Here is a 26,774-nt window from a genome sequence, read left to right as displayed (position 1 = left end):
CACTACTCAACATTCAGATCCAATCGAGTAACCTTCCTCATCTCTGTTTAAAAGGCCGCTGGATGCAGTGGCCTTTTTCGTTTGGCATCAGAACATAAGAAATTACTGATCAGTTTTGATACACTCTCCGGCGTTTTAATTAAAAGATAAAATAGCGATCGGAAAAGTGAATGGCAAACATCAACTTAACATTAGAGGAAAGCAAAAGCCTCACCGTTGACCGCGAATTCCGCCAGGATATCAACCTGCTGCGTGGCGTTGCCATTCTTTCCGTGGTGCTTTACCACTTCGCGCCTGCTCTGCTCCCAGGCGGGTTTGTTGGCGTGGATATCTTCTTTGTGATCTCTGGTTTTCTGATGACAAAAATTATATCCACCGGCCTCGAAAAGCGTTCGTTTAATCTTATAGAATTTTACGCTGCGCGTTCTAAACGCATCATCCCTGCATTGCTTATGCTGTGTATTATCATGGCGCTGGCGACCTTATTCTGGCTTCCGACAAATGAATACCGAAAACTCGGAAATTATATTGGCTATATTGTTATTTTTATATCCAATATAAAGTTAAAAAAAGAGTCCGGGGATTATTTTGCCACCGACTCGCATGAAAACTGGTTTCTGCATACATGGTCACTCTCGGTTGAATGGCAGTTTTATCTGGTATTACCCTTTATCATTATGGCGTTATATCCGTTCAGAAAATGGGTTAATACCGGCTTATGCCTGCTGGTACTCACGCTGGGCGCATTTTGGTTCAGCATGAGTGCCACAGTGAATGACGCTACCCGGTTTTATCTGATGCCCTATCGCGCCTGGGAAATGCTCTGCGGCGGCCTCGTCTGGTATGGGGCAAACCGTTTAATCCTCCCCAGTGCATTGCGCACAATAACGACGCTGCTGGGATATACGCTCATCGCGGCTTCTGTTTTTTGTATTAGCGCTGAAAACGCCTGGCCTGGCGGACTAACCCTGCTGCCCATCCTCGGTACCATGCTGGTCATCTACAGCAACGACAGCTCACTGATTAGCCTTGCAGACCGCAATCTTCGCTGGGTGGGTTTAAGTTCTTATTCAGTCTATTTGTGGCACTGGCCTGTTGCGGTGTATCTCATTTATGCCGGGCAGCAGCACAACGGACTCTGGGTGGTCGGTGCCATTGCCCTCTCTTTTTTACTCGGATGGATCTCATGGGTATTGATTGAGCAACCCGCCAAACGCTTTTTAAGCCAGCGAAGCATTGCCGCATTCTGGATAATTCTGTTTAGCAGTGTCGGGGCAGCCTGGGGATATAGTTATCTGGTTAAAAACGACATGATTGCCAGCCGTCCTGATGCGCAGGTCGATCGTATAGCCGCCGAAGCGAACAATAAAAACTATGCCGCCGACCCAAAAACGCACATGAGTTTTTACGGTACCGGAACACCGGCAGCCATCATTATTGGCGACAGCCACGCCGAAGCCGCGGCCACTGCCCTCGCTGCAGCCGCCGCAGATCGTGGTTCTGTGGTCGGCATAACCTATTCCGGTTGCCCTACGCTGGCAGATGCCACGCTGCTTGAAAGTAAACGCTGTGGCAAATTTAACCGTTCGCTGAGTGAAAAATTAAAAGCCTACCCGGCCAACGTCCCGGTTGTCATTGTTAACCGCCTGACTCACTATGCTGAGAAAAAGCAGGTGAAATTCAACACAGGCTCCCTGGACGATAAAGACTATTTACAGCAGTATGCGGACTCCATCGTAAAGATGGCCTGTACGCTTAATCGCGAACATCCGGTGGTGCTGGTCAATCCTGTTCCCGAAATGGATGTAAACGTGCCTCGTACGCTCTCCCATCGCTTAATGACGTCTAAAAAAGCGCAGGATATCTCCATTCCTCTGGCGGAGTATCAAAGTCGAAACAGCGCAATACTGCATGCGCAAACTCAGGCAGCAAAAACCTGCGGCGTGAGGGTACTGGACCCTACGCCTTATCTGTGCAGCGCTGGGCGGTGTATGGGAAGTAAAAACCTTGAACCGCACTATTTCGACGATAACCATCTCAGCGAGACGGGCAATAAAGCGCTTGTGCCAATGTTTCGTCAGATTTTCACTCAACGCCCCTGACTCATGAGAAAAAGTAATCTGTAAACACACAAAATAACGCCCAGAAAACGGCAAAAAAGCCTGCTTTAGGATTAGAATAAGTAGGCCTTGCTTGCTCACACAAAAAAAACTAAATAGTGACCTGCTGCACAAAACGCTACTCTGCCGCCCTACATGCTGGGGGAAGACATGCTGCTACATATTCTTTATCTCGTTGGGATCACGGCTGAAGCCATGACTGGGGCACTTGCCGCTGGTCGCCGTCGTATGGATACGTTTGGGGTGATCATTATTGCTACCGCCACAGCCCTGGGAGGCGGATCGGTACGCGATATCCTGCTGGGACATTATCCGCTTGGCTGGGTAAAAAACCCTGAATACATTGTTATTGTCGCGATTGCCGCCGTGCTGACCACCATCGTTGCGCCGGTTATGCCCCATCTTCGCCGTCTGTTTTTAGTCCTCGATGCTTTGGGTCTGGTGGTTTTCTCCATTATCGGGGCGCAAATCGCGCTGGATATGGGTGAAAGCCCGGTCATTGCCACTATCGCCGCGGTCGTAACGGGTGTATTTGGCGGCGTACTGCGCGATATGTTCTGCAAGCGTATTCCGCTGGTTTTTCAGAAAGAGCTTTACGCCGGAATATCCTTTGCCTCTGCCGTTCTGTATATCGCTTTACAACATTATGTTTCGAACCATGATGTTGTGGTCATTGCCACGTTATTATTTGGCTTTACGGCCCGCTTGCTGGCGCTGCGCTTAAAGCTGGGATTGCCTGTTTTTCATTACACGCAAGACACCCATTGAATTCTCAACAAAACCACAACAAAGTAGTAAAAAGCACTTTTTGTCATCTCATATTACCGGGGTAAACGCGATAAACTATCGCACCTTTGCCCCAATGATTTGCGTTAAACAATGTCTTTTGCCAAAACGTCAGCACTGATTATTAATAAAAAACTAAGCAGCCATTTTTTGATTTTGCTGCTCGTTTCCGTGCTGATTCAATTATGGCCAGTATTTTTAACGCAACCGGCCCGGTTCGCAGTGCGCATCGCGATTTGTAATGCGTTGTTACTGGTTTGCGCCGCTGCTGTCTATCGCTCGCTTCCCGGTAAGATCGTCGCATTCGTTTTAACTACCCTGCTCACGTTGAATTTTGCGATTGCCTACAGTACATGGAGCGTCTACCAGAGCGAATTTAATACCGTCTTTGCGATGAGCATTCTCGGTACTCACGTCGCCGAAGTGAAAAGCATGTCGGGTTTATTCCTGAACTGTTTACCCGCCGTGGCGGCTTACTTTATTGTCACCTGGTATACAATCAAATCCGCTAGCGAGCATGCTTCTTACCGGGTGAAAGTTATCGGCTTCGTTCTGCTTGCCGTTTATTTAGGCTGGTACTCAACGGCAAACTGGCTAAAAAAACGCCACGACCTTGAAGTTTATTATCCGCTAAGCTCCCGAATTTTAACCAATACGCCGTTTTACACGGGTGCAGAGTTTATTATTGCCCATCGTGATAACGCGCTGGCGCAGAAAATTAGTCAGCACAGCGTCAATTATCCTGCCTTGCAGTATCAGGACACGGGCATCGAAAACTACGTTGTTATCGTGGGTGAATCCGCGCGTCGCAGCAATATGCAGCTCTACGGATTTAACCAGGATACCACGCCTGTGGAAGCCGGTCTGGCGAAGGACGCCCTCATTTTTAGCAATGCTATTGCCCCTGCGTCAGCCACCGTTCTTTCCGTGCCGATGATATTAAGTAAAGCGGATCCGGACCACTTCACCGCCGATAAGCTTGCTGACAATATCGTTAGCGTTGCTAAAAAAACGGGCTATCACACCGAATGGATTAGCGCCCAGGGTAATACTGGCAAAAGCAACAATTACATTGTGGCGATTGCCTCTGTCAGCCAGAAAGCCCAGTGGATTGACACGCGTTATGACACCGAGCTTTTACCTGCTCTGGATGAGGCGCTTAAAACCCCCGGCAAAAAATTAATTTTCCTGCATATTAACGGTAGCCATGAAATGGCCTGCGATCGGTATCCCGCATCCGCAAATATTCTGCATACCGGCAACAAATATGAAGATTGCTACAATAACGCGATTCTGTTCACCGACGCTTTCATTGGCGAAGTGGTTAAACGTCTGCAGGGAAGCGCGTCCTCTCTGCTCTATTTTTCAGACCATGGGCTGGAAAAAAACCCGCAGCTCAATTCCCTCTATATGCATGGCTCACGCAACCCAAGCAAAGAGGCTTACCAGGTCCCCCAGTTTATCTGGTACAGCCAGCAAGCCCTGAATGCCCAAAAAAGAGCAGTGGGATGGGTCCATGAACTGTGGCCTACAGCAAGCAATTATGAGTTGATGTTAACGTGGCTTGGCATCACAACGGGTGTTGATCAGTGCAGTTCAGTGCTTGAAGCATGCTATCAGGCTCCCACACTGATTCCGGTGATAGATGGCGGCCGCCACATCTATGACTACGATCAGCTTCGCGATACCTTCAGTTCGCCAGACAGACATACCCCCTGGCGCAAAGCTAAAGCAAGCTCGCTCTAAAATCCTGGTACGCCCTGCTGGCCGAGCCACGAAGCCAGGCCAGCAACGCCAGGGTCGTGAATGAATGCGACAATTTTTCTCGCCTTCTCCTCGCCTGTTCCCGGCAAGGTTTGCCAGTCCTTTGCGTTACGTCCGCTCAACTTTTGCCACGTTACGTCCCCCATTGCCTTCAGCGAAGCCTGCGTCAACGGAACACCCAACGCCATGAGCCAGCGGATAAACGGCTGCTCACGCACCAGATTAAACTGATGCCAGAGCGCCAGCCCGCGCGCTGAGGAAAACCCTGGTGTAGCCTGCAGTTGCGCCTGAGTTAATAACAGCCATGAAAAAAGATGCTCAAATTGATGCGCCTGCCAGAGTGTGCGCCAGCCTGACTCGCCTAACCCTTCAATGTTTAACACCTGCTTTGAACTAAGCCATGTCAGCCTGGCAAAGAACTGCTCCATACATTCAGGCGAAGCATAAAAGCAGCTCAGGGAATGAAAGCGCGTGGCGGGCGGTTCCGGCTTTTGTCGGTCCGTCCCACGCCAGACAACCTTATCAAACCTGGGGATCCCCTGCCCGGCAAGGCTCACCTGTATTTGATCGCCGGGAGCAATATCCAGCCTTTGCCAGCGCGCGACCGATCCCAGACTCACCCGCTGCACCTGCTTATCATCCAGTTGCACCGCTTCCAGCGTTGCCACTACGGAAATTTTGCCCGTTCGCCCAACGGTAAAACGAATATCTTTCACTTCCGCTACCTGGGCGGCAGGGGAATACTTCCATGCCACAACCCAGCTGCCTTCACCGGGTAGCCAGCTATCGCCAGGGGGAACATCCGAAGACCGCACCACAATGCCGTCCGTGGCAAAGGGTAATGCCGCGTTTTGCCAGGCCAGACGCTGTTTTTCAACAGCTTCAACCGTCTGTACGGGCACCGTGTAGCGCGCCGTCAGGGTAAATCCTGCCTGCGACAGCGCTGTCAGCGCGTTCTGCATCATCTGCGGCCCGTCCGGCCAGGCCCAGATAAAAATGCCAATCTGGTTCAGAGGCGCTTTGTCCTTTTGTCGCATCATCGCGCCCGCTACCTTTGCACGGGCATTCATTCCGCCCATCTGCCGCTGAACATGGCCCTCACGCAACCAGAAAAGCTCCCCCTGTAAGACGCTGTTTGCCAGCTCGCCGGATACGTGCTTAGGCACGGACGGGATCAAACGCACTTGTGCCGTCCAGTCCTCACCTTTAAGTCCATTGCCACGGCTGATGGCCTGAGCGAGGATTCCGTTGCGATACACCAGCGTCACCGCCACGCCGTCGACTTTTGGCTGCATCCAGAGAGAGGTTCGGCCGTGCATCCACTGAGCCAGCGCGTCTTTGCTGGCAACTTTACGAACCCCCGTATGCGCAACAGGATGTGTCACGCTTCCCGTCAGCGCAGGAAGGGTGTTTGCAGAAATATCGTTGCCAAAACAGCGCTGCCACTGGGTTAAGCGGGCGTTCAGCTGGTCATAAACGTCGTCATTAACCTCGCTCACGCCCTGCTTCCAGTAAGCGTCATCCCAGCGTTTGATTTGTGCGCTTAACGACGCGATCTCTTTTTCCGCTTTTGCCTGCGACCACACCGGGCACACCGCCGCGCCATAGCCACACCACAACAGCATTAACCCGCTTATCAATTGCCACATCGCTATCCCTCCTTTACGTTGCAGGAGGTATACCGCGATGGCTAAAACAACGCTAACCACCTTGTTTCACTGTGCGAGGCGCTATCCGGTCTTTCTTTTTGTTGCTGAAAACCACAAATAAAACCTGAAAACGGCACGCAAAATTCAATAATCCAGGGGAAAAAGTGTGACAAAGGCTACGTCACACGGCGGTGACGTGTATAATAAGCCCGTATGTAGGACTTCTTCGCTAACACATACAAAAGACTCTCATGGCTCAAGGCACGCTTTATATTGTTTCTGCCCCTAGTGGCGCGGGTAAATCCAGCCTTATTCAGGCACTGTTAAAAACCCAACCGTTGTACGACACACAGGTTTCTGTTTCTCACACCACGCGTAAACCGCGTCCGGGTGAAGTGCACGGTGAACACTATTTCTTTGTAGATCACGACGAGTTCAGAGCGATGATCGGCAGAGACGCGTTTCTTGAACATGCTGAAGTGTTCGGTAATTACTACGGCACTTCGCGTGAAACCATTGAGCAGGTTCTGGCCACGGGCGTGAATGTGTTCCTGGATATCGACTGGCAGGGCGCGCAGCAGATTCGCAAGAAAATGCCTGACTCGCGCAGTATCTTTATTTTACCGCCATCGAAAGATGAGCTGGATCGCCGCCTGCGTGGCCGCGGTCAGGACAGCGAAGAGGTGATCGCAAAGCGTATGGAACAGGCTGTTGCAGAAATGAGCCATTACGCGGAATATGATTACCTTATTGTGAATGATGATTTTGATGCTGCACTGAGCGATCTCAAAACCATCCTTCGCGCAGAACGTCTGCGTATGAGCCGCCAGAAGCAGCGACATGACGCATTAATCACCAAACTGTTGGCAGACTGAACCCACTTTCAGTATCATGCCCAGTCATTTCTTCACCTGTGGAGCATTTTAAGTATGGCACGCGTAACTGTTCAGGACGCTGTAGAGAAAATTGGTAACCGTTTTGACCTGGTGCTGGTCGCCGCGCGTCGCGCTCGTCAGATGCAGGTAGGCGGTAAAGATCCGCTGGTACCGGAAGAAAACGATAAAACCACCGTTATTGCACTTCGCGAAATCGAAGAAGGTCTGATTAACAACCAGATCCTCGACGTGCGTGAGCGCCAGGAGCAGCAAGAGCAGGAAGCCGCAGAACTGCAGGCCGTAACCGCTATTGCTGAAGGTCGTCGTTAATTAAACCTGCGGGTCGCCCTTGTATCTGTTTGAAAGCCTGAATCAACTGATTCAAACCTACCTGCCTGAAGACCAGATTAAGCGTCTTCAGCAGGCGTATCTCGTTGCACGTGACGCTCACGAGGGCCAGACACGTTCAAGCGGTGAACCCTACATCACGCACCCGGTAGCGGTGGCCTGTATTCTGGCCGAGATGAAACTCGACTACGAAACGCTCATGGCCGCGCTGCTGCACGACGTGATTGAAGATACCCCAGCCACTTACCAGGACATGGAGCAGCTGTTTGGCAAAAGCGTTGCCGAACTGGTGGAAGGGGTCTCTAAGCTTGATAAGCTGAATTTCCGCGACAAGAAAGAGGCGCAAGCCGAAAACTTCCGCAAGATGATTATGGCGATGGTGCAGGATATCCGCGTCATTCTCATCAAACTCGCTGACCGTACCCACAACATGCGCACGCTGGGCTCACTTCGCCCGGACAAACGTCGCCGCATTGCCCGTGAAACCCTCGAAATCTACAGCCCGCTGGCGCACCGTTTAGGTATTCATCACATTAAAACCGAGCTGGAAGAGCTGGGTTTTGAAGCGTTGTACCCGAACCGCTATCGCGTGATTAAAGAGGTAGTAAAAGCCGCTCGCGGTAACCGTAAAGAGATGATTCAGAAGATCCTCTCTGAAATTGACGGGCGTTTACAGGAAGCGGGGATCCCGTGCCGGGTCAGCGGTCGTGAAAAACATCTTTACTCCATCTACTGCAAAATGGTGCTCAAAGAGCAGCGTTTTCACTCGATCATGGATATCTACGCGTTCCGCGTGATCGTCCACGACGCCGACACCTGCTATCGCGTGCTGGGGCAGATGCACAGCCTGTATAAACCGCGTCCGGGTCGTATGAAAGATTACATCGCCATTCCAAAAGCGAACGGCTATCAATCTTTGCACACCTCGATGATCGGGCCACACGGCGTGCCGGTTGAAGTGCAAATTCGCACCGAAGACATGGACCAGATGGCGGAGATGGGTGTTGCCGCACACTGGGCCTATAAAGAGCACGGTGGCGAGAGCAGCACGACCGCACAAATCCGCGCCCAGCGCTGGATGCAGAGTCTGCTGGAGCTGCAGCAGAGTGCGGGCAGCTCGTTTGAATTTATCGAGAGCGTGAAATCCGACCTCTTCCCGGATGAGATTTACGTTTTCACCCCAGAAGGTCGCATTGTCGAACTGCCTGCGGGCGCGACGCCGGTCGACTTCGCGTATGCCGTGCACACCGATATCGGTCACGCCTGCGTGGGCGCGCGCGTCGACAGACAACCTTATCCGCTGTCTCAGCCGCTCGCCAGCGGCCAGACGGTGGAAATCATTACCGCGCCGGGTGCACGTCCGAACGCGGCCTGGCTGAACTTTGTCGTGAGCTCCAAAGCGCGCGCCAAAATTCGCCAGCTGCTGAAAAACCTCAAGCGTGATGATTCCGTGAGCCTCGGGCGTCGTCTTCTCAACCACGCGTTGGGCGGCAGCCGCAAGCTGGCCGAAATCCCGCAGGAGAACATCCAGCGTGAGCTGGAGCGCATGAAGCTCGCCTCCCTTGACGATCTGCTGGCAGAAATCGGCCTCGGCAACGCCATGAGCGTGGTGGTGGCGAAGAACCTGCAGCAAGGCGACACGACAGCCGTGCCTGCAACGACCCAAAGCCACGGACACCTGCCGATTAAAGGCGCGGACGGCGTGCTTATCACCTTCGCAAAATGTTGTCGTCCCATCCCTGGCGACCCGATTATTGCGCACGTCAGCCCCGGTAAAGGGCTGGTTATCCACCATGAATCCTGTCGTAACATCCGCGGCTATCAAAAAGAAGCCGAGAAGTTTATGGCGGTCGAGTGGGATAAAGAGACCGCGCAGGAATTTATCACCGAAATTAAGGTGGATATGTTCAACCACCAGGGTGCCCTGGCGAACCTGACGGCAGCGATCAACACGGCCTCTTCCAATATTCAAAGCCTGAACACGGAAGAAAAAGATGGCCGCGTGTACAGCGCCTTTATTCGTCTGACCGCCCGCGACCGCGTGCATCTGGCGAATATTATGCGCAAGATCCGCGTCATGCCGGACGTGATTAAAGTCACCCGTAACCGAAACTAGTGGCATGAATTCACAACGTTACGCGCGGATATGCGAAATGCTCGCCAGGCGTCAGCCTGACCTGACGGTCTGCATGGAGCAGGTCCATAAACCGCATAACGTCTCTGCTATCGTCCGTACCGCAGATGCCGTCGGCGTGCATGAAGTGCACGCCGTCTGGCCGGGCCACCGGATGCGAACCATGGTTTCTGCGGCGGCAGGCAGCAACAGCTGGGTGTCCGTTAAGTCTCACCAGACGATTGGCGATGCGGTCTCGCACCTGAAAGGGCGCGGTATGCAGATCCTTGCCACCAACCTGTCCGCTAAAGCCGTGGATTTTCGCGAGATCGACTACACCCGCCCGACCTGTATTCTGATGGGCCAGGAGAAAACCGGGATCACCCAGGAAGCGCTGGATCTGGCAGATCGGGACATCATCATTCCGATGATCGGCATGGTGCAGTCCCTGAATGTCTCCGTGGCCTCCGCGCTCATACTGTATGAGGCGCAGCGCCAACGTCAGAACGCCGGGATGTACGAGCGCAGCAACAGTATGCTGCCGGAAGATGAACAGCAGCGCCTGCTGTTTGAAGGTGGTTATCCGGTGCTGGCTCGCGTTGCGAAGCAGAAAAAATTGCCTTACCCCCACGTCAACGCGCAGGGCGAGATCGAAGCCGATGCCGGGTGGTGGGCCACCATGCAGTACGCAGGGTAACCGATGAAAGGCCGCCTGCTGGATGCCATCCCGCTAAACAGCCTGACGGGCGTGGGCGCGGCGCAAAGCAATAAGCTGGCTAAAATCGGCCTGCACACGGTGCAGGATCTCCTGCTCCACCTTCCCCTGCGTTATGAAGACCGCACCCAGCTGTACAAAATTGGCGATCTGCTACCCGCCATTTATGCCACCGTTGAAGGCGAAATCCTGAACTGCAACATCACGTTCGGCGGACGCCGGATGATGACCTGCCAGATAAGCGACGGCACCGGCATTCTCACCATGCGATTTTTCAACTTCAGCGCGGCAATGAAGAACAGCCTGGCAACGGGCCGCAGGGTGCTGGCCTATGGCGAAGCCAAACGCGGGAAATACGGCGCAGAGATGATCCACCCGGAGTACCGCGTTCAGGGCGATCTCAGCACGCCGGAGATGCAGGAGACGCTCACCCCGGTTTACCCGACGACCGAAGGCATCAAGCAGGCGACGCTGCGTAAGCTGACCGATCAGGCGCTGGAGCTGCTGGATACCTGCGCCATTACCGAGCTGCTGCCACCCGAGCTGGCGCAGGGGATGATGAGTCTGCCCGAGGCGCTGCGTACCCTGCACCGTCCGCCGCCAACGCTACAGCTCAGCGATTTAGAAAGCGGCAAACACCCTGCCCAACAGCGTCTTATCCTTGAGGAATTACTGGCCCATAACCTGAGCATGCTGGCGCTTCGCGCCGGCGCGCAGCGTTTCCATGCTCAGCCGTTAAGCCCGCGTGATGAGCTCAAGGATAAGCTGCTGGCCTCGCTGCCGTTTAAACCCACCGGCGCACAGGCGCGCGTCACCGCCGAGATTGAACGCGATATGGCGCTCGACGTACCGATGATGCGCCTGGTGCAGGGTGATGTGGGATCCGGTAAAACGCTGGTTGCCGCTCTGGCCGCCCTGCGCGCGATTGCCCATGGCAAACAGGTGGCGCTGATGGCACCGACCGAACTGCTGGCCGAACAGCACGCGAACAATTTCCGCGCCTGGTTTGCGCCGCTGGGCATTGAAGTGGGCTGGCTTGCCGGGAAGCAAAAAGGCAAAGCACGCCTTGCGCAACAGGAGGCGATTGCCAGCGGTCAGGTACACATGATTGTTGGCACCCACGCCATCTTCCAGGAGCAGGTGCAGTTTAACGGCCTTGCACTGGTGATTATCGATGAACAGCACCGCTTTGGCGTGCATCAGCGTCTGGCCCTGTGGGAAAAAGGGCTGCAGCAGGGTTTCCACCCGCATCAGCTGATCATGACCGCCACGCCGATTCCGCGCACCCTGGCGATGACGGCTTACGCCGATCTGGATACCTCCACCATCGACGAACTGCCGCCGGGTCGTACGCCGGTGACGACGGTCGCCATTCCTGATACGCGTCGCAGCGATATCATTGACCGCGTGCGCAATGCCTGTACGCATGAAGGACGTCAGGCCTACTGGGTGTGTACGCTGATTGAAGAGTCTGAACTGCTGGAAGCGCAGGCTGCGGAAGCCACGTGGGAAGAGTTAAAGCTGGCGCTGCCGGAACTGAACGTGGGTCTGGTTCACGGGCGAATGAAGCCTGCTGAAAAACAGGCGGTGATGCAGTCATTTAAGCAAGGGGAACTGCATTTACTGGTTGCAACTACGGTCATTGAAGTGGGCGTGGACGTGCCAAACTCCAGCCTGATGATTATCGAAAACCCTGAGCGTCTGGGCCTTGCCCAGCTCCACCAGCTCCGCGGGCGCGTTGGCCGCGGCGCGGTGGCGTCCCACTGCGTCCTGCTCTACAAAGCCCCGCTCTCGAAAACCGCCCAGATGCGGTTGCAGGTGTTGCGCGACAGCAACGATGGTTTTGTGATTGCGCAAAAAGACCTGGAAATCCGCGGCCCGGGTGAACTGCTGGGCACCCGCCAGACGGGGAACGCGGAATTCAAAGTCGCGGACCTGCTGCGCGATCAGGCCATGATCCCGGAAGTCCAGCGCCTCGCCCGCCATATTCACGAACGCTACCCCGAACAGGCGGCAGCGTTAATTGAACGCTGGATGCCGGAAACCGAACGCTACTCCAATGCCTGATGTCAGGCAAACATCGGCAGCATCAGGTACAGCTTAATCACCAGCGCGTTGACGATATCAATAAAGAATGCCCCGACCATCGGGACCACCAGAAACGCCATGTGCGATGGCCCGAATCGCTCGGTGATCGCCTGCATGTTGGCGATTGCCGTTGGAGTTGCCCCCAGCCCAAACCCGCAGTGACCCGCCGCCAGCACCGCCGCATCGTAGTTTTTACCCATCATGCGCCAGGTGACGAACATGGCATAGAGCGCCATAAACAGGGCCTGCACCGCCAGAATCGCCACCATCGGCAGCGCCAGCGAGGCCAGTTCCCACAGCTTGAGGCTCATCAGCGCCATCGCCAGGAACAGCGACAGACAGACGTTGCCGAGCACCGAGACCGCCCGTTCAAACACGCGGTAGAAGCCCATCAGCGCCAGACCGTTGCTGAGGATCACCCCGATAAACAGCACGCAGACAAACGTCGGCAGCTCAAACGCGGAGCCCGCCAGCCCTTGCGCAACCACTTTGCCCACGGTCAGGCAGATGGCAATCATCGCGATGGTTTCAATCAACACCAGTGAGGTAATGCTGCGCCCGACGTCCGGCTTCTCAAAGGCGGTCGGGACCAGCTCATCGTCCGGTCTGCCGTCCGGCGTGGTGGAGTGCTTCACCAGATAACGTGCCACCGGACCGCCAATCAGGCCCCCCAGCACCAGGCCAAAGGTGGCACAGGCCATCGCCACTTCCGTTGCGTTTTCAAAGCCATAGCGCTCGATAAACAATTTACTCCATGCCGCCCCGGTGCCGTGGCCGCCAGACAGCGTAATTGACCCTGCCAGCAGCCCCATCAGCGGATCCAGCCCCAGCAGCGTCGCCATCCCGATACCGATGGCGTTTTGCATCAGCAGCAGCCCGACCACCACAATCAAAAATACGCCGAGCACTTTGCCGCCCGCCCGCAGGCTCGCCAGGTTGGCATTGAGGCCGATGGTGGCAAAAAAGGCCAGCATCAGCGGATCTTTCAGGGACATATCAAAATCGATTTCCCAGCCCATGCTTTTTTTCAGCACCAGCAGGGCCAGCGCCACCAGCAGGCCGCCGGCGACAGGTTCAGGGATGGTGTATTTTTTCAGAAGGGAAACGCTATGTACCAGCTTACGACCAAGCAGCAAGACCAGCGTTGCGGCAACAAGGGTCGACAACGTATCGAGATGAATCATAGAAGGCTCCTGTTTTGCGCGTGTTCCATACACACGCGGCGTTATCCTGGGCCGGTTTGCGCTCTTCATGAGCACCCGGCGCAAAAAGTGTAATTTTTTTTCCTTCTCGGATGTAGAAAACCTGCTCACAGCGGCAGATTTTCTTGTCTTTTTTGCTGGCAATCGTTTGCTTTTACCAGGTGGTCAGATAAAATGCCCGCTTTTCCACCGTGGGATTGCCGCCGATGTCCGTTAACACCATAGAGTCGCCTGATGCGCAACCGATTGCGCAGAAGCAAAATAGCGAACTGATTTACCGCCTTGAAGACCGCCCGCCGCTGCCGCAGACGCTTTTCGCTGCCTGCCAGCATCTTCTGGCGATGTTTGTTGCGGTGATCACCCCGGCGCTGCTGATTTGTCAGGCGCTCGGCTTACCGGCGCAGGATACGCAGCACATCATCAGCATGTCTCTCTTCGCCTCCGGCGTGGCCTCGATTATTCAGATTAAAGCGTGGGGTCCGGTGGGGTCGGGATTACTGTCGATTCAGGGCACCAGCTTTAACTTTGTGGCGCCGCTGATCATGGGCGGTACAGCCCTGAAAACCGGCGGTGCGGATGTCCCGACCATGATGGCGGCGCTGTTTGGCACCCTGATGCTGGCAAGCTGCACGGAGATGGTGATCTCCCGCGTGCTGCATCTGGCGCGTCGCGTCATCACGCCGCTGGTTTCCGGCGTGGTGGTAATGATTATCGGCCTGTCACTGATTCAGGTGGGCCTCACCTCCATCGGCGGCGGTTATGCCGCAATGAGCGACCACACCTTTGGCGCACCGAAAAACCTGCTGCTGGCGGGCGTCGTACTGGCCATCATTATTCTGCTTAACCGTCAGCGTAACCCTTACCTGCGCGTCGCCTCGCTGGTGATCGCCATGGCGGCGGGCTATCTGCTGGCGTGGGCGCTGGGCATGCTGCCGGAGAACACCGCGCCAGCCAACAGCGCGCTGATCACCGTCCCGACACCGCTCTACTACGGCCTGGGCATCGACTGGGGTCTGCTCCTGCCACTGATGCTGGTCTTTATGATCACCTCTCTGGAGACCATCGGCGATATCACCGCCACCTCCGACGTCTCCGAACAGCCGGTTTCCGGCCCGCTGTATATGAAACGTCTGAAGGGCGGCGTGCTGGCGAACGGCCTGAACTCGTTTGTCTCCGCGGTGTTCAACACTTTCCCGAACTCCTGCTTCGGCCAGAACAATGGCGTGATCCAGCTGACCGGCGTGGCCAGCCGCTACGTCGGCTTCGTGGTGGCGCTGATGCTGATCGTTCTCGGCCTGTTCCCGGCAGTCAGTGGCTTTGTGCAGCACATCCCTGAGCCGGTGCTGGGTGGCGCGACGCTGGTGATGTTCGGGACTATCGCGGCTTCCGGCGTGCGCATCGTCTCCCGTGAGCCACTGAACCGTCGCGCGATCATGATTATCGCCCTGTCGCTGGCCGTCGGTCTGGGCGTTTCTCAGCAGCCGCTGATCCTGCAGTTTGCCCCGGACTGGGTGAAAAACCTGCTCTCTTCCGGCATTGCTGCGGGCGGTATCACCGCTATCGTGCTGAACCTCGTTTTCCCGCCAGAGAAAAACTGATCGTCCTCACGGCAGGCTGTCAATGCCTGCCGTGACATCTCTTTACACCATTCCCGCCTTGAGGATTGCGCATAAATCGTGCATAACTCCTCTATGTGCGTTTTGCGGGATGGAAGACCATGAAATTTATTGGAAAGCTGCTCGTCTATCTTCTGGTAGCCCTGCTCATTGTGCTGCTGGCGCTCTATATTCTGCTCCAGACCCGCTGGGGCGCGACTCAGGTCAGCAGCTGGGTGACGGTGAATACCGACTACGAACTCAGTTTCGACAAAATGAACCACCGCTTTTCGTCGCCTTCCCACATCATTCTGGAAAACGTTACCTTCGGTCGGGACGGTAAACCCGCCACCCTGGTTGCCAAAAAAGTCGATATTGGCCTGAGCAGTCGCCAACTCACCGATCCGTTGCATATGGACACCATCACCCTGTTCGACGGTACGCTGAATCTCTCCCCGCAAACCGCGCCGTTGCCCTTGCAGGCGGACCGTCTGCAGCTGAACAATATGGCGTTTAACAGCCCCAATACCGAATGGGACCTGAGCGCGCAGAAGGTGACGGGGGGCGTCAGCCCGTGGCAGCCGGAAGCGGGCAACGTGCTGGGTAAAAGCGCGCAGATCCAGATGAGCGCCGGCTCGCTGACCCTGAACGGCGTGCCGGCCACCAACGTGTTGATCGAGGGCCAGCTTAACGGCAAAGAGGTGGTGCTGAGCACCATTGGTGCCGATATGGCACGCGGCTCACTCACCGGCTCCGCCCTGCGCAACGCCGACGGCAGCTGGATTATCGACACCCTGCGTCTGAACGAGATCCGTCTGCAGAGCGATAAAACGCTGATGGCGTTCTTCGCCCCGCTGACGACGATCCCTTCTCTGCAGATTGGTCGTCTGGACGTTACTGACGCCCGGCTGCAGGGCCCGGATTGGGCGGTAACGGACCTGGATTTAAGCCTGCGCAACCTGACGCTGAGCAAAGGCGACTGGCAGAGCCAGGAAGGCCGCCTGTCCATGAACGCCAGCGAGTTCATTTACGGCTCTCTGCATCTCTTCGACCCGATCCTGAATGCGGAATTCTCCCCGCAGGGCGTGGCGCTACGCCAGTTCACCTCCCGCTGGGAAGGCGGCATGGTGCGTACCTCCGGTAACTGGCTGCGCGACGGTAAAGCGCTGGTGCTGAACGACGTCGCCATCGCCGGGCTGGAGTACACTCTGCCGCAGAACTGGAAAACGCTGTGGATGGCGCCACTGCCGGAATGGCTGAACAGCGTCACGCTGCAAAAATTCGGCCTGAGCCGCAACCTGGTAATCGACATCGATCCTGCCTTCCCGTGGCAAATCACCTCTCTGGATGGCTATGGCGCAAACCTGCAGCTGGTAAAAGATCGCCAGTGGGGCGTCTGGGGCGGCAGCGCAACCCTCAACGGCGCGGCGGCCACCTTTAATCGCGTGGACGTGCGTCGTCCGTCGCTGGCGCTGAATGCCAACGCCGCCACGGTGAATATTACCGACCTGAGCGCGTTTACCGAGAAAGGGATACTTGAGGCGACCGCGACGGTTTCACAACTTCCCCAGCGACAGACGACCGTGAGCCTGAACGGGCGCGGCGTGCCGCTCAACATTCTGCAGCAGTGGGGCTGGCCGGCGCTGCCGATTGCGGGAGACGGCAATGTTCAGCTCACCGCCAGCGGCAGCGTGCAGGCCAGTGCGCCCTTAAAGCCGACAGTGAATGGCAAGCTGAGCGCGGTGAATATGGATAAACAGCAGGTGCAGCAGACAATGACGGGTGGTGTAGTTTCAACACCGGTGCAATAAACAAGCCGGGTGGCGGCTATGCCTTACCCGGCCTACTCGATCCCGTAGGCCCGGTAAGCGAAGCGCCACCGGGCATTTTTACGGCTCAGAAGTAAACCACCACCTCATCCCCCTGAGCTTTCACCACCACGCCCCACTCGCTTCCCGCCGGTGAACCGCCTTTCACGCCGCTCACCTCCGGCACGTTGCGCAAGCAGACCGACCAGTTTCGCGCCTCACCCGCACCGGTAAAGGTCACGGTGTCGCCCTGACGTGATGCCTTCAGCGTAAACGCCACTGAACCGTCCGTCGCAGGTACCTCGCTCACTGCCGTGATGCCATCGCCCAGGTTAAACAGCTGGAAAGCTGTCCCCTCATTCCACGCATAGTCCGGCTTCTGCTTATTGTTGCCCAGCGCCAGCAGGGTATTGTCGCGCACGTAAACCGGCAGGCTCATGAAGCCATGCTGCTGTTTATGCCAGCGGCTGCCCTCGATTTCATCGTTATGCCACAAATGCGTCCACCGTCCTTGCGGCAGGTAGAACTGCACGTCACCCGCTTCAGAGAAGACGGGCGCGACCATCATCGCATCCCCCAGCATGTACTGACGATCGAGGTAATCACACGCCGGATCGTCCGGGAACTCCAGCATCATCGCCCGCAGCATCGGCGTGCCGAACTCGCGGGCTAGCGCCGCCTGACGATACAGATACGGCATAAGCTGGCATTTCACCTCGGTGAAGTGGCGTACCACGTCGCAGGACTCGTCATCGTACGCCCACGGCACGCGATAGGATTTGCTGCCGTGCAGGCGGCTGTGGCTGGAGAACAGCCCAAACGCGCACCAGCGCTTGTAGACGTGCGCCGGAGCGGTGTTTTCGAACCCGCCGATATCGTGGCTCCAGAATCCGAAACCGGAGAGACCGATCGACAGCCCGCCGCGCAGGCTTTCGGCCATCGATTCGTAGTTGGCATAGCAGTCGCCGCCCCAGTGCACCGGGAACTGCTGCGCGCCGACGGACGCGGAACGGGCAAACAGTACCGCCTCTTCCTCGCCCACCGTCTCTTTCAGCACGTTCCACACCAACTCGTTATAGATGAAAGCGTAGTGGTTGTGCATTCTCTGCGGATCGGATCCGTCAAACCACTGCACGTCCGTCGGGATACGCTCGCCAAAGTCGGTCTTGAAGCAGTCGACGCCGATATCCACCAGGCCTTTCAGCTTGTCGGCATACCACCGGCACGCGTCCGGGTTGGTAAAGTCATAAATCGCCAGTCCTGGCTGCCATTTGTCCCATTGCCACACGCTGCCATCCGGGCGCTTGAGCAGGTAGCCCTTCTCTCTCAGCTCCTGGAAGACCGGTGACTTCTGGCCGATATAGGGGTTGATCCACACGCAGACCTTCAGCCCTTTCTCCTTCAGGCGGCGAATCATCCCTTGCGGGTCCGGGAAGGTCACCGGGTCCCATTCGAAGTCGCACCACTGGAAGGCCTTCATCCAGAAGCAGTCGAAGTGGAAGACGTGCAGGGGCAGGTCGCGCTCGGCCATGCCGTCGATAAAGCTATTTACCGTGGCTTCGTCGTAGTTGGTGGTAAACGAGGTGGTCAGCCACAGGCCGAACGACCACGCCGGCGGCAGCGCCGGACGCCCGGTGAAGCGGGTATAGCGGTTCAGCACCTCTTTCGGCGTCGGGCCATCGATCACGAAGTACTCCAGATATTCCCCTTCAACGCTGAACTGTACTTTGGAGACTTTCTCCGAGCCAATTTCGAAGGAGACGTTTTCCGGATGGTTGACCAGCACACCGTAGCCGCGATTGGTCAGGTAGAAAGGGATATTTTTGTAGGACTGCTCGGTGCTGGTGCCACCGTCGCAGTTCCAGGTATCGACTCGCTGACCGTTGCGCACCAGGGCGGTAAAGCGCTCACCGAGACCGTAGACCGTTTCCCCCACGCCCAGATCCAGCCGTTCAAACACGTAATTGCGGTCGGTATGGGTGTCCTGCACGTAGCCGTTGTTTTTCAGCTGACTGCCGGTAATACGCTGACCGTTGCGCAGGAAATCCAGCGCCCAGAACTCGCCTTTGGTGACGCGCACGCTGATGTTGCCGCTCTTCAGCTCAGCAAACTCGGCATTGTTTTCAATCTCAACCTTCACTTCGTTCAGCACGTTGAGCGGGTAGTGTGGGCCTTTATCCTGCCTCCCCTGGAAGTGCTCGATGCGCACCCCGACAATCCCTTCCTGCGGTGCGAAAAGCCGGACGGTGAACATCAACGTATCAAGCTGCCAGGCGCGTTCCCGCACGTCGCGCGGCGCGACGTAGACCACCAGATCATTGCCCTGCCGCTCCACGTCGAACACCTGCACCGGATATGTCACGTTCAGCCCCGGTTGAATAAGCCAGTTTCCATCACTGATTTTCATACTTTCGTCCTCCTGGTTCTGTAATCCTTTGCTGGCCGTCAGGCGCCAGCCGTGTGGCGACACGGGCACTGAGACCGGTTACAGAGGTTTTAAACCATTGTTTCAGGGGGGAGTATTGCGTTTTCTGGTTAGCAAATTACGTTTCTTGTTTTTTGTGATCGGGGTAAATGTTGGGGACACCCAGGGCTAACATGAGGATTTTCTTAAGAATTAACTGAAATGGGGGTATTCAGGTCAAAAGAGAGGTGAAAAAAGTGTGTCGGGGTATGTGGTAAATGCCTGAAAGTAGCTATAATGCGCCCCGCCTCCATGTAGCAATGCAGGCGCGGAAGATCGTCATCTCCGGTGAGGTGGCTGGACTTCAAATCCAGTTGGGGACGCCAGCGTTCCCGGGCAGGTTCGACTCCTGTGATCTTCCGCCAAAATTGTCATCCGCCTCAGTAATAAATAACTTCACTTGTAAATAAATTCTTTCATTTCAGCCATCTTATGTGAACATAATCACTTATTTATTAAAATATGAAGTGTTATCGTCTGACTTATTTAAAAAATTGAAGTGAACTGTAATGGAAAAAGCAACGTCGAGTTAGTTCACGAAAATTTAAAAGCAGATTTGGTTAGAAATATCTTTCTCATTTTTTAAAAACTTAACTGTAACATTTATTATAATGGGAAATGATAAGCTCTTAATATATATCCCTAACTTATCATTTATTGCCTTGTTATTATAATAAATATTTTTGGTGGTTAATCCCCCATAAGTCTAAAACTCATCCTCAAACTGAATGTCCTTTATCGTGCTTCCGGTGCGATCAAATTTGGTTTCTTTTTCTCTTGCATGGATGAGTACAAACGGACGAAGGAAAAACTCATGCAGATAGAGAAAGGCCTTACCGCGATTCAGAATCAACTTCCTGGAAAGCGCCTCGCAATTTCTTAATTGCGCGATCCGTTTGATATCCCTTCTTTGTCATACTCCTGCCACTAACAGCCTGGCTATTAATGACAGCCATTGCATTTATTAACTACAGCTTATATTATTTTTATAAGCTACAGCTTATCATGGACGAAGCATGTGGACGGTTCTGTTCGGAAAGGTATTCGAGCAATGGTTGCTTGCACAGGAAGAAGGATTACAGGATAAGGTGCTGGCAGATCTGCTAAATCTGCAAAACTATGGGCCACATCTTCCTCGTCCCTATGCAGATACGGTTAAAGGTTCAAGGTATAAACATATGAAAGAATTACGTATTCAATATGCTGGTCGGCCGATACGTGCTTTCTTCGCATTTGATCCTGTCCGTCAAGCCATTGTGCTTTGCGCGGATGATAAGAGTAACGACAAAGCCTTTTATGAAAAAATGATTCGCATTGCAGATGCCGAATTTTCTCTACATCTGACAAGCCTGGGGGCAGCCAAGTGAAAACCTTAAATGAAGTGATTGCGTCACGTTCACCGGAAAGCCAACAACGTATTAAAGAGATGGCAGAGGAAATGATCCTCGAAACGGGTCTGCAACTTTTACGTGAAGAGCTCAGGCTTTCGCAAAAAAATGTTGCCGACCTGATGGGGGTGAGCCAGCCCGCAGTGACACAGCTAGAGCAACGGGGAAATGAATTAAAAATTGCCACGCTTAAGCGCTACATTGAGGCAATGGGTGGGAAACTCCGTATCGACGTTGAACTTCCCACAGGAAAACGCGTTGCATTTCATATCTAACAAGCGTGATATCTGCGTTAATTTAGCATTCATTCACCCAACCGCATATGCAACAACGGAAACGGATTCCCCTGCCCGTCCATTTCCGAGCGTCCGACCTGCTTAAACCCCATATGGCGATAAAATTCAACGCCCTGCGGGTTTTGCTCATTCACATCCACTTCATTCACGCCAAACTCTGCGATGGCATATTTCAGCAGTAATTTCCCGACGCCTTTTCCCCGGCTCGCATCGTCAACAAACAGCATTTCAATACGATTTTCATCCACGCCTATAAAGCCATGAATAGCGCCTGCATCATCGCGGGCCATCACGACGGTGAGGTTTGGCAGATAGGCGTTGAGCAATAACGGACGCAGCGCCGCAATATCGCTTTCCTGCAAAAAATGGTGAGTGGCGCGAACGGAGGATTCCCAGATGGCGACCAGTCGTTCGAAGTGTGAGGGGACGGCGGTTTCTATTTTCATCGGGGGATCATGTTTGGAAAACCAAACCAATGCAAGTCACTCTGTGCGTGCTGCACCCCCTCACCCTAACCCTCTCCCTCAAGGGAGAGGGGATTGTCCGTGCGGTTTCTGGCCAACTCAGCGGATGTACCGATCGCGCTAAACCCTCACCTCCATCACCGCATACACCCCATCCTTCGGCACCACCACGGTGACGTTTTCAACCGGGACGCCCGCCGCAATGTGGATATCCTGCAGCTGCTGTAACGACCGCGGGTGAATATCCTCCCAGCCGATACCGCGCAGCACAAAGTCAATCTGCGGGCTGCTGGTCAGCATGTTCGATACAATCACCGCCCCGCCGGGCTTTACCAGCCGCAGCGCGCGCTGGAGGAAAATTACCGCATCGGTATCGTTGAAGTATTCGAAAATCCCCAGCGCATCGACCAGTTCAGCCTGATGCTCGCCCAGCTCCAGCAGTAAGTCCTCGTTACGCACCAGCGTATGAACCAGGTTGCGCCGAAGCAGGGTCAGCTGTTCACCTACCACAATGCCCTCCTGGGCCGCCATGGTTTCTGCCCAGCTGAGCGCCACGGGATCTTTGTCCACCAGCGTGAGATACACCTGCTGGCCGTCGAGCTTTGCTTCGCGCAGCGCCTCCAGCACCGGGATTGCAGCCCCGCTCGCCAGGCTGACCCAGTTGTTCTCACTCTCGTTATGAATGTATTTATCCACCAGCGCGGCCAGCACCCGGGCGCGGGAACGCACGCCTACCGCATCGTTAGCGTGAATAAACCACTGGCGGCTGTCGCTGTCCATTTTGGTTCCGTCTGGCAGGCGGTCTTCCAGCGGGTTTTGCACCACAAACAGCGCCAGCGCGGAGGGCACCAGCCGGGTGCGCCACGCGGTCAGCGCCGGTCGGTTGCGAAAGGCCTGTTCGGAATAGCGGTTCTGCGGGACAAGCACCGCCTCTCCCCCCTCTTCGTATTCAACCCGAGGGGGACGCAGCGCAGGTTCAGCTTTCAGCGCCCGGTCAAGGGTGGCAATCTCACGGACAGCATCGTCTTTCATCGGCCACCGATCGCTGACGTCGGGAAATGACGCACTGAAAATGGTCATGTTTTCCGGTGCATTGCCGCGAAAAGGCTGCCAGTTCATGTCCTCTTCCCTCCGTAGGGCTTTTAACGGAAGTCTATCCAGGCGAGCCATTAATACCCTACGAAGAAAGCACGATCTTTACTGCTTCACCCACACCAGCTGATCAACCCGGAAACCCAGGCTGCGGGCAGTGTTCAGATAATCCTGTTTCACCGCATCCGGGATCGTGGGCGTGCGCGACAAAATCCACAGGTAATCGCGGTTTGGACCGCTCACCAGGGCGTACTGGTACTTGTCGTCCAGCTTGATCACGTTATAGCCGCCGTAGAACGGGCCAAAGAACGACACCTTCAGCGCAGCCGTGGTCGGTTCGCCGGTAAAGTACGCCTTCCCTTCGCTCTCATTCCACTTGTTCTTCACCGGGTCGTAACCGCGGTTAAGCACGCTAATGCCGCCGTCGCTGCGCTTGCCGTAGGTGGCGGTCACCTGCTCCAGCCCGCGTTCAAAGCGGTTTTCCAGGCGGGCGACTTCGTACCATTTACCGAGATAGCGGCTGGCGTCAAAACCGGAAATCGGCTGCACGCCTTTCGGTGGCGTAGGGGATGTACAGGCGACCAGCGTCAGGGCAATGGCAACACCGGTCACAACAGGCCATAGCTTCATGAGAATTCCTTTCATTTGCGCGGTTGGATGTTAAGTGTAGTGCACCGTTTCGGCGCTTCATCCCGTTCGGGAAAATTCGTAGTATATTGAGAGTATTCCTCCACTCTGGACACGGACATGGCTTACTCCATCGGCGAATTCGCCAGACTCAGCGGCATCACCGCCACCACCCTGCGGGCGTGGCAGCGTCGCTACGGTTTACTCAAGCCACAGCGCACGGAAGGCGGCCACCGCCAGTACAGCGATGAGGACGTCCAGCAGGCGCTAAAAATCCTCGACTGGGTTAAAAAAGGTGTCCCGATTGGCCAGGTCAAACCACTGCTGGAACGCCCGACGCCGGGGCGGACCAACAACTGGCAAACCCTGCAGCAGAACATGCTGCAACGTCTGCAGGATGGCAAAATCGAGTCCCTGCGCCAGATGATCTACGACGCCGGACGCGAGTACCCAAGACCCGAGCTGGTCACGAACGTGCTGCGCCCGCTGCGCAGCCAGGTCTCAGCTAACGTCGCCGCCGCCATGACCCTGCGCGCGATCCTTGACGGCATCATCATCGCCTACACCTCGTTTTGCCTCGAGGGCGATAAGAAAGCGCCAGGGGATAATATTCTGCTCAGCGGCTGGCACCTGAACGACGCCTGCGAGATCTGGCTCGAAGCCCTGACGCGCACCGGGCAGGGCCACCGGATCGACATTCTGCCCTCGCCTCCTGACGCGCTGGCACCGGAAATTTTCCCGGAGCGCAAATGGCTGCTGGTCACCAGCGGTAAGCTCACCGCGGCACGGAAAAAACAGGTGGAACAGTGGCAGCAGCAGGTTTCCCTTGAAGTGATTATCCTCTGACGATTTTCCCGTTGCTGCTGAGCCAGTCCTGCAAGGGCAGCAAATCCCTCTTGATTTTAAAAGAATAAAAAAAATAGTCCCGCGAATACTTGGACAAATTAGTCATGTTGTGTAAGTTTTAGTTATATGAACGGGAGGACCACACCATGACAACGAAACCTGTGCTCGGTATTAGCGGATGTTTGACCGGATCCGCCGTTCGCTTTGACGGCGGACATAAGCGTATGGGCTTCGTCATGGATGAGCTGGCCCAGTGGGTGAATTTCAGACCCGTCTGCCCGGAAATGGCCATCGGCCTGCCGACGCCTCGCCCGGCGCTGCGCCTGATCGTGACGATGAACGGTGAAACGCAGATGCGCTTCAGCCATGCGCCTCATGAAGACGTAACGCAGAAAATGGCGGACTTTACGGCAGATTTTTTACCGAAAACCGGCGATCTCTCCGGCTTTATCGTCTGTGCGAAATCCCCCAGCTGCGGCATGGAACGCGTGCGGCTGTATGATGAAAACGGCAACCGGGGCCGCAAGGAGGGGGTCGGGCTGTTCACCGCTGCCCTCCTTGAAACCTGGCCGTGGCTGCCTGTGGAGGAGGATGGACGCCTGCACGACCCGGTGCTGCGGGAAAACTTCGTCGAGCGTGTTTTTGCGCTGCACGAGCTGAACACACTGCGAAAAAATGGCCTGACGCGCCGCGCGCTGCTGGATTTTCACAGCCGCTACAAGCTTCAGCTGCTGGCGCACCATCAGGCGGGTTACCGTGAAATCGGCCCGTTCGTCGCCTCGCTGCACGAGTGGGAAGACCTGGACGCGTTTTTCGTGGCGTACCGGGAGAAGCTGATGACTATCCTGAAAAAGCCCGCCTCGCGGAAGAATCACACTAACGTACTGATGCACATTCAGGGCTATTTCCGTAACCAGCTGAACAGCCGCCAGCGCGGCGAACTGCGCGATGTGATCCTGCACTATCGCAACGGACAGTTGCCTATCCTCGCGCCGATCACGCTGCTGAAGCACTACCTTGCCGAATATCCTGACCGGTATCTGATGACGCAAAACTACTTTGATCCCTATCCTGATGATTTGGGTCTGCGTCTGGCCGTTAAGTAAATAAAGACGCGAAGGCCCCATTGACCCGTAGAGGCCCGCAGCAGTAGCCCGTTTAGACGACATCCTCACTGTCGTCTCTTTTTTGCGCTTAACCCATACGATCGAAAAAAAAAGCGCCGTAAAACAGCGCTCTGAGGATTATGCGACAAAATTCTTTTTCAACGCTTCCAGTCCATCCCGGTAAATCCCGCTGAACAGGGCCTGGGCCTCTGCGTCAGAAACATTTACCGGCGTGAATTCACCGTACCACTCTACGCGTGAGACGTTGCTGTCGGCCGTTTCATGCACCGTAATGGTGGAAAGGTAATCCACCACCGGGAAGGGCGCTTTCATAATCGAGTAGCTGTAGCTGCGCTGGCGGTTATCAAACGCTTCCAGACGTTCAATCACGGTGCCACCATCAGACGTGGTCAGCGAACGCACGCGCCCGCCTTCAGAGGAGACGCTTTCTGGAATGAACGGCAGCCAGTCAGGCAGGGCATCAAAGCCCCCCATCAGTTGCCACACCGTTTCGGCAGATGCCGGGATTTCAATAGATACTGTGGTAGTAGCCATGATTATTCTCTCTTAATATCAGTGATGTAGGATTACATTGCGAGGGTGTCGACAACACCGCCATCCACACGTAGGGCAGCACCCGTGGTCGCGGAGGAGAGCGGTGATGCCAGATAAACGGCGAGGTTTGCCACCTCTTCCACATCCGCGGCGCGCTGAATAATCGAGCTGGGGCGCGCGCTGCGGACAAACTCATCGGCCTGTTCACGTGCGTTACGGCCTGATTTTTCGGCAGCCTCGGCCAGCATCGTTTTCAGGCCATCAGTAAATGTCGGACCGGGCAGAATCGCATTCACGGTGACGCCTGTGCCCGCCAGCCGTTTTGCCAGTCCATGCGAAACCGCCAGGTTAGCGGCTTTGGTGACGCCGTAGTTGATCATGTCACCAGGAATGGCCACGCCAGATTCGGACGACACGAAAATAATGCGTCCCCATCCCTGCTCTGCCATGGCTGTCGCATAGTGCCGCGCCAGGCGCACGCCGGACAGCACGTTAACGTTGTAGAAATGCATCCATTCGTCGTCCGGCACGGTGAAGAAGTCTTTGTCGTTAAATATGCCAAGGTTATTCACCAGCACATCGGCGACAGGCACGGCGGCGATCAGTGCGGCAACACCCTGTTCGGTGCTAAGGTCAGCCACCACACCACGCAGCAACGCGGCTTGATTTTTTGCTTTAATGCTGGCAATCGCTGTGGCCACGCTGTTTTCCTGACGGCCAACCACCACGACGGTGGCTCCCGCTTGTGTCAGCCCGTCGGCAATGCCGAGCCCGATGCCGGACGTAGAGCCGCTCACCACCGCAATTTTGTCGGTAAGATCCAGTTTCATCATATTTCCCATGTAAGTATTGGGGGCCTGACGACCCCGCGGT

Annotated in this window: 22 protein-coding genes and 1 tRNA gene; 15 read left to right on the top strand and 8 right to left on the bottom strand. The window is 55.4% G+C overall.

The features are described 5' to 3' along the window. Positions 1-170: 170 nt before the first annotated feature. The 3 genes from SP99_RS00405 to SP99_RS00395 all read left to right on the top strand — a co-directional run bounded on the left by SP99_RS00405 (position 171) and on the right by SP99_RS00395 (position 4,652). Positions 171-2,102 (top strand): acyltransferase family protein, encoded by a 1,932-nt coding sequence (locus tag SP99_RS00405; protein ID WP_047957441.1) that lies wholly within the window; start codon positions 171-173, stop codon positions 2,100-2,102. 168 nt (positions 2,103-2,270) lie between these two features. Next, positions 2,271-2,888, top strand: coding sequence for a trimeric intracellular cation channel family protein (locus SP99_RS00400; protein ID WP_047957440.1), 618 nt, complete (start codon positions 2,271-2,273; stop codon positions 2,886-2,888). A gap of 111 nt (positions 2,889-2,999) precedes the next feature. After that, a complete protein-coding gene (locus SP99_RS00395) occupies positions 3,000-4,652 on the top strand; it encodes a phosphoethanolamine transferase (RefSeq protein WP_047957439.1) in 1,653 nt (550 codons plus the stop codon). Here the strand turns inward: SP99_RS00395 and ligB are convergent. After that, a complete protein-coding gene (ligB, locus tag SP99_RS00390) occupies positions 4,649-6,319 on the bottom strand; it encodes an NAD-dependent DNA ligase LigB (protein WP_047957438.1) in 1,671 nt (556 codons plus the stop codon). The two genes, SP99_RS00395 and ligB, sit on opposite strands and share 4 nt — an antisense overlap. A gap of 251 nt (positions 6,320-6,570) precedes the next feature. On the opposite strand from ligB, the gene gmk reads away from it, so the two are divergent. Genes gmk through recG form a run of 5 tightly spaced genes read left to right on the top strand, consistent with a single transcriptional unit; the run spans position 6,571 to position 12,437 of the window. Beyond that, positions 6,571-7,194: a guanylate kinase gene (gene gmk / locus SP99_RS00385; protein WP_025757029.1), complete on the top strand. Its 624-nt coding sequence runs from the start codon at positions 6,571-6,573 to the stop codon at positions 7,192-7,194. 54 nt (positions 7,195-7,248) lie between these two features. Beyond that, the gene (gene rpoZ, locus SP99_RS00380; protein ID WP_000135058.1) at positions 7,249-7,524 is read left to right on the top strand and encodes a DNA-directed RNA polymerase subunit omega; all 276 of its coding nucleotides are present in this window, start codon (positions 7,249-7,251) and stop codon (positions 7,522-7,524) included. A 19-nt stretch (positions 7,525-7,543) separates the two neighbouring features. Then, positions 7,544-9,658: a bifunctional GTP diphosphokinase/guanosine-3',5'-bis pyrophosphate 3'-pyrophosphohydrolase gene (gene spoT, locus SP99_RS00375; RefSeq protein ID WP_025757028.1), complete on the top strand. Its 2,115-nt coding sequence runs from the start codon at positions 7,544-7,546 to the stop codon at positions 9,656-9,658. 4 nt (positions 9,659-9,662) lie between these two features. Beyond that, complete coding sequence (gene trmH, locus SP99_RS24850; protein ID WP_047957437.1) at positions 9,663-10,352, top strand: tRNA (guanosine(18)-2'-O)-methyltransferase TrmH; 690 nt, start codon at positions 9,663-9,665, stop codon at positions 10,350-10,352. Between the two features lie 3 nt (positions 10,353-10,355). Then, positions 10,356-12,437: an ATP-dependent DNA helicase RecG gene (recG, locus tag SP99_RS00365; RefSeq protein ID WP_047957436.1), complete on the top strand. Its 2,082-nt coding sequence runs from the start codon at positions 10,356-10,358 to the stop codon at positions 12,435-12,437. Positions 12,438-12,439: 2 nt separating this feature from the next. Here recG and gltS read toward each other — a convergent pair whose 3' ends face one another. Continuing rightward, complete coding sequence (gene gltS, locus SP99_RS00360) at positions 12,440-13,642, bottom strand: sodium/glutamate symporter (protein ID WP_025757025.1); 1,203 nt, start codon at positions 13,640-13,642, stop codon at positions 12,440-12,442. A 224-nt stretch (positions 13,643-13,866) separates the two neighbouring features. On the opposite strand from gltS, the gene xanP reads away from it, so the two are divergent. After that, positions 13,867-15,258: a xanthine/proton symporter XanP gene (gene xanP / locus SP99_RS00355; RefSeq protein ID WP_008502668.1), complete on the top strand. Its 1,392-nt coding sequence runs from the start codon at positions 13,867-13,869 to the stop codon at positions 15,256-15,258. 119 nt (positions 15,259-15,377) lie between these two features. After that, positions 15,378-17,066 carry an AsmA family protein gene (locus SP99_RS00350; RefSeq protein WP_047957435.1) on the top strand — a complete coding sequence of 563 codons (1,689 nt, stop codon included), beginning with the start codon at positions 15,378-15,380 and terminating at the stop codon, positions 17,064-17,066. A gap of 85 nt (positions 17,067-17,151) precedes the next feature. On the opposite strand, the gene yicI is transcribed toward SP99_RS00350, so the two are convergent. After that, a complete protein-coding gene (gene yicI, locus SP99_RS00345) occupies positions 17,152-19,470 on the bottom strand; it encodes an alpha-xylosidase (protein WP_047957434.1) in 2,319 nt (772 codons plus the stop codon). Positions 19,471-19,797: 327 nt separating this feature from the next. Here yicI and SP99_RS00340 point away from each other — a divergent pair. From SP99_RS00340 to SP99_RS00330, 3 genes are all read left to right on the top strand, one after another. Beyond that, positions 19,798-19,892 (top strand) — tRNA-Sec (locus SP99_RS00340). Positions 19,893-20,543: 651 nt separating this feature from the next. After that, positions 20,544-20,894 (top strand): type II toxin-antitoxin system RelE/ParE family toxin, encoded by a 351-nt coding sequence (locus SP99_RS00335; protein WP_047957433.1) that lies wholly within the window; start codon positions 20,544-20,546, stop codon positions 20,892-20,894. Further along, entirely contained in the window at positions 20,891-21,190 is a 300-nt protein-coding gene (locus SP99_RS00330) for a helix-turn-helix domain-containing protein (RefSeq protein ID WP_025757021.1), read from the top strand. The genes SP99_RS00335 and SP99_RS00330 overlap by 4 nt, the downstream gene beginning before the upstream one ends. A gap of 29 nt (positions 21,191-21,219) precedes the next feature. Here the strand turns inward: SP99_RS00330 and SP99_RS00325 are convergent, their stop codons facing one another. From SP99_RS00325 to SP99_RS00315, 3 genes are all read right to left on the bottom strand, one after another. Then, positions 21,220-21,657 carry an acetyltransferase gene (locus tag SP99_RS00325; RefSeq protein WP_047957432.1) on the bottom strand — a complete coding sequence of 146 codons (438 nt, stop codon included), beginning with the start codon at positions 21,655-21,657 and terminating at the stop codon, positions 21,220-21,222. Positions 21,658-21,795: 138 nt separating this feature from the next. After that, positions 21,796-22,794: a class I SAM-dependent methyltransferase gene (locus SP99_RS00320; RefSeq protein ID WP_047957431.1), complete on the bottom strand. Its 999-nt coding sequence runs from the start codon at positions 22,792-22,794 to the stop codon at positions 21,796-21,798. A 78-nt stretch (positions 22,795-22,872) separates the two neighbouring features. After that, positions 22,873-23,397: a lipocalin family protein gene (locus SP99_RS00315; RefSeq protein ID WP_025757018.1), complete on the bottom strand. Its 525-nt coding sequence runs from the start codon at positions 23,395-23,397 to the stop codon at positions 22,873-22,875. Positions 23,398-23,514: 117 nt separating this feature from the next. Here SP99_RS00315 and SP99_RS00310 point away from each other — a divergent pair, with 117 nt between their 5' ends. After that, entirely contained in the window at positions 23,515-24,240 is a 726-nt protein-coding gene (locus tag SP99_RS00310; protein ID WP_047957430.1) for a MerR family transcriptional regulator, read from the top strand. A 146-nt stretch (positions 24,241-24,386) separates the two neighbouring features. After that, positions 24,387-25,346, top strand: a complete 960-nt coding sequence (locus tag SP99_RS00305; RefSeq protein ID WP_047957429.1) for a YbgA family protein — start codon at positions 24,387-24,389, stop codon at positions 25,344-25,346. 138 nt (positions 25,347-25,484) lie between these two features. Here SP99_RS00305 and SP99_RS00300 read toward each other — a convergent pair whose 3' ends face one another. Together SP99_RS00300 and SP99_RS00295 are read right to left on the bottom strand one after the other, a co-directional pair. Further along, entirely contained in the window at positions 25,485-25,901 is a 417-nt protein-coding gene (locus tag SP99_RS00300; protein WP_047957428.1) for an SRPBCC family protein, read from the bottom strand. Positions 25,902-25,933: 32 nt separating this feature from the next. After that, positions 25,934-26,731: an SDR family NAD(P)-dependent oxidoreductase gene (locus tag SP99_RS00295; protein ID WP_047957427.1), complete on the bottom strand. Its 798-nt coding sequence runs from the start codon at positions 26,729-26,731 to the stop codon at positions 25,934-25,936. Positions 26,732-26,774: the final 43 nt, after the last annotated feature.

The organism is Enterobacter sp. BIDMC92, from assembly GCF_001030225.1.
Classification (GTDB): Bacteria; Pseudomonadota; Gammaproteobacteria; order Enterobacterales; family Enterobacteriaceae; genus Enterobacter; species Enterobacter sichuanensis.
Note: the sequence above shows the minus strand (reverse complement) of the source record. Positions and strands in the feature narration are given on the sequence as shown.